The sequence below is a fragment of the Pseudomonas antarctica genome (assembly GCF_900624995.1).
GTDB classification, from domain to species: Bacteria; Pseudomonadota; Gammaproteobacteria; order Pseudomonadales; family Pseudomonadaceae; genus Aquipseudomonas; species Aquipseudomonas antarctica.
On the sequence record NZ_UYXQ01000141.1, the window covers coordinates 1 to 9117 of the forward strand.

Sequence of the window (9117 nt, forward strand, 5' to 3'; positions counted from 1 at the left end):
CGCGTAAGGCTTGTTTGGACGCCCACTCATCCAAGGCCAGGGCTTGACCCCCAAGGATCTTGGGGCAGAACGGTTCAAGCACCGACTCGCCCCGCTCGAGCAACACACGGCGATTGTTTTGGTAATCGGCAATTCGCCCCCACGCCGCCAGCGCATCCTCCACACCTTGCAGCGCGGCAATGCCTTGGGCGTGCAGATGCTCGCGCGCATGGCGCGGCAGCAATTCGGGGAAGGCTGAGGTGACAAAACCGGTCTTGCCGTGGCGGCTGAGCGCGCCGCAGAACAGCTCCAGCAGTAAGTCGCACTCTTTGCGCTCGCCGGTAAATTCAGCCGGGTAATCGAGCACCAGCATGGCCGCATCCGCGTCGGTGCGCAGGGCCGTGTCGAGCATGCGCTTGAGCGCTTCGCGGTCGCCCCAGATGGCGGTGGTGAAGTCCAGCGGGTTGACCAGGTTGGCGTAGCTGGGCAGCACCTGTGCCAGGTCACTGCGCTGGTCGTTATCCAGTTTCGGCAAGGTCAGATGGTTGCGCTCGGCGTAGTCGGCAATCAGCCCTGCATCACCGCCCGAGCAGGCCAAGGCGATAAGGCTGTTGCCGCCAGGGAGATTGCCGCAAGCAGCGGCTTTCAGGGTTTCGACAAAACTCACCGGGCCGCTGACCCGGATCACACCCAAGCGTGCAAACAGGCTGTCGTAGAGCGCATCGGAGCCCGAGAGCGAACTGGTGTGACTCAACGCCAGCTCGGCGCCGATCTGCGACACACCGGTTTTCAACACGATGATCGGGATGCCTTTTTCCAGGGCTTTGTGCGCTGCGCGGGCGAACCCTGGCACATTCTTCAAGCCTTCCAGGTGCAGGCCGATGGCCGTGACGCGCGGCTCATCAAGCAACACGTCCATCAATTCGGCAACGCCCAATTGCGCCTGGTTGCCCACCGACGCCATGTAGGCCACCGGCAGCGAGCGGTCGCTCATCGACAAGTTGTAGGCGAAGTTGCCGCTCTGGGTCAGCACTGCAACGCCCTTCTCCACCGTTTTACCGCCATGGGCCACCGGCCACAGGGCCGAGCTGTGCAGGTAATCGAGCAGGCCGTAGCAGTTGGGGCCGAGCAAGGCCATGTCGCCTGCGGCGTTCAGCAACTGCTGTTGCAAGGCGGCACCGCCAGCACCGGCTTCGGCAAACCCCGAGGCGTAGCAAATCGCGCCGCCGGTGCCAATGGCGGCGAGTTCCGCCACGCAGGTCAACGTCAGTTCACGGTGAGTGGCGATAAACACCGCATCCGGGCCACACGGTAGATCGGCGATGCGGCGCACACACGGGATGCCATCAAGGCTGTCGTGCTGCGGGTTGACCAGCCACAGCTGCCCGGCAAAACCGCCGTCGGCGCAGCGCCTGAGCGCACGTGCCATGCTGCGCCCGCCCACGAAGGCCAAGTGCCGGGGCGCCAGCAGGCGCTTGAGGTTGTCGCGAATAGCCTGGGACATAAGCGTTCTCCGCGCCGATCAGCGCAACAGCGGCCGCAACAATTCACGGGCGATGATATGGCGCTGGATTTCCGAGGTGCCCTCCCAGATCCGTTCGATCCGCGCGTTGCGCCAGATGCGCTCCACGGGGCCCTCGTCCATCAAGCCCATGCCACCGAAAATCTGCACGGCTTCATCGGCGACTTTGCCCAGGGTTTCACTGGCAAACAGCTTGGCCATGCCAGCCTCGCCATCGGTCATGCTGCCCTGGTCCATCTTCCAGGCGGTGTGCAGGGTCAGCAGCTCGGCGGCGCGGATCTGCGTGGCCATGTCCGCGAGTTTGAAACTCACGCCTTGGTAGGTGCCGATGGGCTGGCCAAATTGCTTGCGGTCTGCCGCCCATTGCAGTGACACATCCAACGCACGCTGGGCCTGGCCGACGCAGTTGGCGGCGACCATCACGCGCCCCGCAGTCAGCCAGGCGTTGGCGACATCCCAGCCTTTGCCGACCTCGCCAAGCACCTTGGACGCGGGCACGCGGCAGTCGTCGAAGAACATTTCATAGGTGTGATAACCACGGTTGCTCACGCACTTGGGACCACGGCGGATAGTCATGCCGGGCGTGCCGCGATCGACCAGGAACGAGGTCACGGCATTGCGCTGGCGGCCGTTGTGTTCGTAGGTGTCGGTCACCGCAAACACGATGGCGAAATCGGCGTGGCCGGCATGGCTGATGAAGTGCTTGCTGCCGTTGATCACGAAGTCGTCGCCGCAACGCATGGCGCGGGTCTTGATCGCATTCGCGTCGGAACCGGCGCCTGGTTCGGTCAGGGCGAAGCAGTCAATTTTCTTGCCCTGTACGCACGGCAACAGGTAGTCATCAATCTGCGCGCCGGTGCAGGCCATGAGGATCTTGGACGGGCGAGCGACGAACACGTGCAGCGCCCAAGAAACCTTGGACAGCTCCCGTTCGATCAGCGCCTGGGACAGGTAATCCAGGCCGCCGCCGCCCACCTCTTCGGGCATGTTGAAGGCATAGAAACCCGCAGCGATCGCCTTGTCACGGATCTGCGCGGCAAGCTCGGTCGAAACTTCATCGACTCGGTCCACCGCCGATTCATGGGGCAGTAATTCCTTGGCGACAAAACTGCGTACCGCAGCCACCAACATGTCTTGCTCTTGGCTGAGTTGGAAATTCATGGCGCTACCTGCTCGGGGGTGTTGTTGTTATTGGCCGCAGAAAGTCGGTGAGCGTTTTTCCGTGGATGCGCGCAGGGCCTCAATGCCATCGGCACTGCGCCCGCACAACAGCCCGGCAGCCAGTTCGGCCTGCAGTTGCTCGGGCAAGCTGCGGGCGGCGCCTTCGCGGATCAGCACTTTGGTCTGGGCAAACGCGAATGTCGGCCCGTTGGCCAGGCGGGTGGCCAACTGCATGGTGTGGGTGTGCAGTTGCTCGTCGGCAACCACTTCGCCCACCAGCCCGGCAGCCAGTGCGCGATCGGCGCTCCACAGCTCGTCGAGGAACAGCAGACGCTTGGCCTGTTCGCTACCGATCAGGCGCGGCAAGTGCCAGCTGGCGCCGGCATCCGGCGAGTAGGCCATGCTGGTGTAACCGGCCTTGAAGCGCGCCGACTGGGCGGCGATGCGCAGGTCGCAGCACAGCGTCAGGTCCATACCGGCGCCGACAGCGGTACCGTTGATCGCGGCAATCGTGGGCGTGTCGAGAGTGTGCAGGCGGGTCATCAGGGCGTGGGCGGTTTCGGTCCAGCCATAGGTTTGCAGGGCGCCGCGGGCTTCGGCTTCGGCCCATTCGGCCAGGTCGGCACCGGCGCAGAAGCTGCGGCCGCTGCCGGTCAACACCACCGCGCGCACAGCAGGGTCGTTGTTGAACGTATCGAGCACGGCATGCAAATGCTTGAGGGTTGGAATATCCAATGCATTGCGCTGCGGGCCACGGTTGAGCGTGATCCAGGCAACGCCTGCTTGCACATCGGTGAGCACGGGCGAATCGGCAGTCATGGCTTCCTCGAATTATTTTAATTGGCTTGAGGGGTGCGACATGGCGAGATACTAAACGAGTGTTCAGTAAGGAGGCAATCGGCAAACAGCAAATAGTTTCAGAGGGGAATTACCGGCCTGAACATTGCGTCCAGCCGGCGAGAAAGGCTCAGGGCTTAAGCTGATAACGCTGGCGCCCGCCACTCTGCAAGCCGTCGACCCAGGCCTCGCAGATCTGGATGCCCTGCTCCGGCGTGAAGGTGCCGGGGTTGAGCCCCGACTCCAGCCACAACCCGTCGAGCAAGGCGCTCAAGCCAATGGCGGCGAGGTCGGCGTCGAACGCCTGCCAACCCGCCTCCTCGGCCATGTCGGCCAAGGCAGAGCGCATGATGGTGCGGTACTCGCCGTAGGACTGTTCGTGGGCCTGGTTGATCGCGGGTGCCGTCTTGACCGCGCCCCAGAACACCAACCACGCATCGAGCAGTTGCGGGTCGAGTAACGCTGGGGAAAAGGAGCCGCGAAATAACGCTGACAACCGTTCACGAGGTTCCGGCGGCGCCGTGGCCATCGTCTCGCGCAACAGGCCCATGACTTGGGCCGTGATGGTGCGGTAGGCCTCCGCCACCAGTTCATCCTTGCCTGAGTAGTGGTGGCTGATCAGGCCCACCGACACCCCAGCCTCGGCGCTGATCTTGCGGATCGAAGCGCCCTGGAAACCATCGCGTTTGAGGCACGTCAGCGTCGCCTGGACCAGCTTGGCCTTGCGCAATTGCGGCTCCATGCGGGAGAAACGGGATTCCTGGGTCATGGGGCGGTGTCCTTGTTGAGTCGGCTGCACGACTCTACATCAGTCGCGAAACCCCGGCGACCGTGGCAAGCGGGCTTGCCACAACAAGCACACTCACAACAACAGGCCCGCTCGCTCGCCACAGCATTCGTGATTTGCGGTAAAGAGTCCTTTTCGAATCTGGCGGTTTTTCCGAAGGAACGACGGGCGGATACTCGACTCCATTGTTCACGCCCCTTCAGGAGTTACTGATGTCTATCCCTACCCAAAACGTCCCCGCCTTCGGCCTCGGCACCTTTCGCCTGCAAGGCCAGGTGGTGATCGACTCCGTGAGCACCGGCCTGGAACTGGGCTACCGCGTCATCGACACCGCGCAGATCTACGAGAACGAAGCGGATGTCGGCCAAGCCATTGCCGACAGCGGCGTACCGCGTGACGAACTGTTCATCACCAGCAAGATCTGGATCAGCCATTTCGCCGAAGGCCAGTTAATTCCCAGCCTTAAAGAAAGCCTGCGCAAGCTCAAAACCAACTACCTGGACCTGACCCTGATCCACTGGCCATCGCCTGAAGATCAGGTGCCTGTCGCCACGTTCATGGGCCAACTGCTGGAAGCCAAGCGCTTGGGCCTGACACGCCAGATCGGCATTTCCAACTTCACGATTGAGCTGATGAAACAGGCCATTGCGGCGGTCGGTGCCGAGAACATCGCTACCAACCAGGTCGAATTACATCCCTACCTGCAAAACCAGAAAGTGGTGGATTTCGCCACTGCCAACGGCATCCAGGTCACCTCATACATGACCCTGGCCTACGGCGAAGTGCTCAAGGACCCGGTCATCCAGCAAATCGCCGCACGCCATCAAACCACCGCAGCGCAAGTGGCGCTGGCATGGGCGATGCAATTGGGCTACGCGGTGATCCCATCGTCGACCAAACGCGCCAACCTGCAGAGCAACCTGAAGGCCCTGCAACTGACCTTGGATGCTGCCGACATGGCACAGATTGCCAGCCTGGAGCGTGGCCATCGCCTGACCAGCCCCAAGGGCATCGCACCGAAGTGGGACTAAACCCCGGTTGCCGGCTGACGGGATAACTCCCGCAGCCACGGCAATACCCGCAGGCCGCGCGCGGCCTCGGGTGGGTCGATGATGTCCATGAAGTGTTCCAGGTTGACGGTGTCCGGCGCGCCGGGTAGCCGTACCAACACCGTTGGCGTCGCACCGGCAACTGCGCTCAGGTCCTGGTGGTCGTAGATCAGCACGTGCCGCACCTGGGGCTGCGGGCCACAGGTATGGGCCGCCAGCCCTCCATTGATGATAAGCACATCAAAGGGCTCCGCCGGGATGGCGGTAAGAATCTGGACTTCTTCGAAAGTTTGCACCGGCACAATGCGGTGATACCCCAACTGGTTGAGCATTTTTTCAATGTACAGCCGTTGCAGGTGCTGTTCATCGGCAATCAGGATGGTCAGTGCTTTATTTGGCATGGCAGCTCCCAGGGCAGGCTGTACTCGTCAGTGAGCCTCGCCCATTTTCCAGACATATTCCGAAGACAAAATCAGGCTTGTTCCTCCTTCACGTAGGAGTTCTCCCAAAACCACCGAATGGCCATCAACCGCGCTCAACGTCGATTGCAATAAGTACTCAGGCCGTCGTGCAGATCGCCGATCGCCGTATCCACAGCGTCAGCCGCCAAGCTCAGTGCATTGCGCTCCTGGCGTTGACAGATACCCTCCAGCGTTTCACAACAGGCAATCAGCGACTGGGCCTTTACCATTCGCGCCCCGCCCTTGGCGCGGTGGGCCAAATCATGCAGCGCGTGAAAATTGAACGACTGTTGCAGCCTGGGAACAAGCGCACGGTCAGCTTCCAGGCTGTCGAGCAACGGTATGAGGAGTTCCTTCAGCGCGACGTGATCGTCCCCCGTCAACGAGATTAACGTGCTCAAATCAAACGCCACTTCGGCTTCAACTGCGCAGGAGCGGGTGGTGAGTGAGGCCAGCGCCAATCGCAAGTCTTCAAGCCCCGCCGGTTTGAACAGGCATGCATCCATACCCGCCTGATGACAACGCTCGGTTTCTTCCGGTTGCGCATTGGCGGTGAACCCCAGTAACAGGCACGGTTGCAGACCTTGCTCACGTTCTTGCGTGCGGATATCACGGGCCAAGGTGTAGCCGTCCTTGAGGGGCATGTTGCAATCGGTGATCACCGCATCAGGCCGCTTGGTCTTCCACAGCGCGAGCCCCTGGGCACCGTCCTCGGCCGTGATGATGCGATGCCCCAGGAAGCTCAATTGCCGGGCCAGCAGTAAGCGGTTGGCCGGGTAGTCATCCACCACCAGAATGTCCAGCGCACGTGCCGGCCGGGCATCCGGGCCAGGCGCTGAAACCTCGACCGCTAAGGCTACGGTCCTGGCCAATACCAACGTCACGTCGACCCGCGTCCCCTGGCCCAGCCCACTGCTCAACTGCAGGTTGCCCCCCATCTTTTCACACAGGTTGCGACTGATCACCAGCCCCAACCCCGAGCCACTGCGCGCCGACTGGTCGGTATTGCTCCCCTGGATAAATGGGTTGAACAGACGCTGCTGGTCTTCAGCGCTGATGCCTATACCTGTGTCGTCTACCCATAACCTGAGGCTCATCTGCCCAGTGTCTGTTGCCGGCGAACTGCGAGCCCCTAACCGCACCTGGCCTTGGGAGGTGAACTTGATGGCATTGCTCAGCAGGTTGGACACCACCTGCTTGAACCGCAAGGGATCGGCCAGCACCTGGCAATCAATCAGCGGATCAAGCTCAACCTGCAGCGCCAGGCCCTTGGCCCGCGCCAAGCCCTCGAACACGCGCACCAACGACATCAACAGCTCATACAGGTTGGCTGGCTCCAAGGCCAGCGACAGATGGCCAGACTCGATCCGGGCAATATCCAGAATGTCGCCAATCAACTCCAGCATGCCGTGGGACGCAACCGAAGCCACCTCCAAGGCGTCGCGGTCGGCGCGGCCCTGCTCGGCGTTCGCAAGGGCCAACTCGATCATGCCGATCACGGCATTCATGGGCGTGCGGATTTCATGACTCATGGTCGCCAGGAACGTGGTCTTGGCGCGGTTGGCGGCGTCGGCCTCTTCCTTGGCTTCCTGCAGTTGGCCCAACAGCCGTTGGCGCTCACTCACATCCACCCAACCGGCAATCATGCCCACGACGTTATCGTCGCCATCACGGTAAGGCAGCATCCAGTGGTAAATGGTCAGCACCTTGCCACTGGGCAACTTGAGTACCCGATCATGAATCTGCGGCTCGCCACGCTCCATCAGTAGCAAGTAGTCCTCATGGAAAGACTCTGCCTGCGGAGGGTTGCCGGAATCGGTTTGTATGACCGTCTTGCCGATCACCGCTTCGAGCGTAAAACCAAACACCTCCAGGTAAGCACTGTTGCAGGCCATCAACCGCCCCTGGCGGTCACGCACGTAAATCGGATGAGGTGTGCCGTCGATCAGTACGCCCATAAAACGCATCTGGTCGCTCAAGGCGCGTTCGGCCTGGGCACGCTTGCGTATCAGGCTGCGCAGGTAAAACGCCCAGCCCAGGGTAATCAGCAGCAACAGCGCTGCCAGGCCGAAGCCTTGAATGATCGCCCTGCGATGGCGTAGCCAATGGTCTTCGACGATCACGTCAACGCTCCACTGGTTGATCAACTCATGCATTTCTTGGGGGGGGATGCTCAGCAGCGCCTTGTCCAGTATCGAGTACAACTCCAACTGGCCACGGTTGACCCCAAATGTCATACGCGCCGGTTCAGCGCCGACAGTGCTGGTTACGCGCAAGATGTCGCGGTATTGGGCGATAAGGTAACGCGCATTGATTAATGAATTGACGGCAGCCTCGGCGGCCCCCGAGGCCACCAACGCCATGGCTTGCGTCGGGTTTTTAGCTTCCACGAAGTGAATACCGGGGTAATCGCGATTGATCACTTCACGCAGCGCACTGCCGGTGGTTATCGCAAGACGTTTTCCTGGCATGTCTTCCAAAGTCATCGTCGCGGGGTCGTCGCTACGCGTGACAAGCACCAGCGGATTGGTCAGGTAGGGCCGGGTAAAACGTACCTGCTCAGAGCCCTCGATACTCGGGGTGATCACCGCCATCATGTCCGCCCTGCCGGTGCTGACCGCGTCAATCTGTTGGGGCATCGAACCGCCCGGGACGACATCGAACTTCAAACCGGTACGCAGGCTGACCCGAGACAACACGTCAGCACTCAAGCCGTCCAGTTGCCCTTGTGCGGTAAAGGATGCCAACGGCAGCATCTGTTCGGACGCCACCACTCTGACCCGCGGATGCTTCTGCAGCCAACGCTGCTCGTTCTTACTCAAGTGCAGCCGCTCGGCACCCAGCAGGCCAAGGTTGCCACCGCTCCAACGACGCAGTATTTCCATCTGCTCGTTAGCCGGGATTGCCCTTAGAGCCGTATTGACGATGCGCAGCAGCCGAGTGTTATCCCGGGCAACAGCGAAGGCGAAGGCATTGGATTCCAGCGTGGAAAAATCCGCCATTTGCACGTTGTTCAAATGATTGCGATTGATCTGGTAATTGGCGGTGATCGCATCGCCCAGATAGACATCAGCCCCACCAAACGCGACGGCGCCGATGGCTTCGAAAATAGACGGAAACAGTTCCAGGCTCGCCTTGGGATAGAAGGCCTGTACCGCGTCGGGCGCCATATAGTGATAGAGCATTGCCACGCGTTTGCCTGCCAGATCAACGGTCAAGGCTTGGGCGTCGCCGGTGCGGGTGACCAGCACCGGTTGATCATTGGCGTAGGAGCGAGACAGGACCAACTGCGGGTCGCCCGCCCTAAAACCGTTGGCTGTT

General features: G+C 61.3%; 7 protein-coding genes. 1 reads left to right on the top strand and 6 read right to left on the bottom strand.

Going from position 1 to position 9117, the window contains the following annotated elements; genetic code table 11:
- From E0F99_RS26850 to E0F99_RS26865, 4 genes are all read right to left on the bottom strand, one after another.
- A partial coding sequence (locus E0F99_RS26850; RefSeq protein ID WP_130909028.1) for an acetate--CoA ligase family protein occupies positions 1 to 1483 on the bottom strand: 1483 nt, incomplete at its 3' end.
- An 18-nt stretch (positions 1484 to 1501) separates the two neighbouring features.
- Positions 1502 to 2662, bottom strand: a complete 1161-nt coding sequence (locus E0F99_RS26855) for an acyl-CoA dehydrogenase family protein (RefSeq protein WP_083359136.1) — start codon at positions 2660 to 2662, stop codon at positions 1502 to 1504.
- 27 nt (positions 2663 to 2689) lie between these two features.
- The gene (locus tag E0F99_RS26860; protein WP_083359137.1) at positions 2690 to 3481 is read right to left on the bottom strand and encodes an enoyl-CoA hydratase/isomerase family protein; all 792 of its coding nucleotides are present in this window, start codon (positions 3479 to 3481) and stop codon (positions 2690 to 2692) included.
- Positions 3482 to 3629: 148 nt separating this feature from the next.
- Positions 3630 to 4268, bottom strand: a complete 639-nt coding sequence (locus E0F99_RS26865; protein ID WP_083359138.1) for a TetR family transcriptional regulator C-terminal domain-containing protein — start codon at positions 4266 to 4268, stop codon at positions 3630 to 3632.
- 230 nt (positions 4269 to 4498) lie between these two features.
- On the opposite strand from E0F99_RS26865, the gene dkgB reads away from it, so the two are divergent.
- The gene (dkgB, locus tag E0F99_RS26870) at positions 4499 to 5317 is read left to right on the top strand and encodes a 2,5-didehydrogluconate reductase DkgB (RefSeq protein WP_083359139.1); all 819 of its coding nucleotides are present in this window, start codon (positions 4499 to 4501) and stop codon (positions 5315 to 5317) included.
- Here the strand turns inward: dkgB and E0F99_RS26875 are convergent.
- Positions 5314 to 5736 carry an ANTAR domain-containing protein gene (locus tag E0F99_RS26875; RefSeq protein ID WP_083359140.1) on the bottom strand — a complete coding sequence of 141 codons (423 nt, stop codon included), beginning with the start codon at positions 5734 to 5736 and terminating at the stop codon, positions 5314 to 5316. The two genes, dkgB and E0F99_RS26875, sit on opposite strands and share 4 nt — an antisense overlap.
- 134 nt (positions 5737 to 5870) lie before the next feature.
- Positions 5871 to 9117: ATP-binding protein (locus E0F99_RS26880; protein WP_130909029.1), on the bottom strand; the 3247-nt coding region annotated here is incomplete at its 5' end.

Excerpts from the sequence above, each read along its gene's own strand:
- E0F99_RS26855 (WP_083359136.1), bottom strand. The coding sequence starts at position 2,662 with ATGAATTTCCAACTCAGCCAAGAGCAAGACATGTTGGTGGCTGCGGTA.
- E0F99_RS26860 (WP_083359137.1), bottom strand. The coding sequence starts at position 3,481 with ATGACTGCCGATTCGCCCGTGCTCACCGATGTGCAAGCAGGCGTTGCC.
- E0F99_RS26865 (WP_083359138.1), bottom strand. The coding sequence starts at position 4,268 with ATGACCCAGGAATCCCGTTTCTCCCGCATGGAGCCGCAATTGCGCAAG.
- dkgB (WP_083359139.1), top strand. The coding sequence starts at position 4,499 with ATGTCTATCCCTACCCAAAACGTCCCCGCCTTCGGCCTCGGCACCTTT.
- E0F99_RS26875 (WP_083359140.1), bottom strand. The coding sequence starts at position 5,736 with ATGCCAAATAAAGCACTGACCATCCTGATTGCCGATGAACAGCACCTG.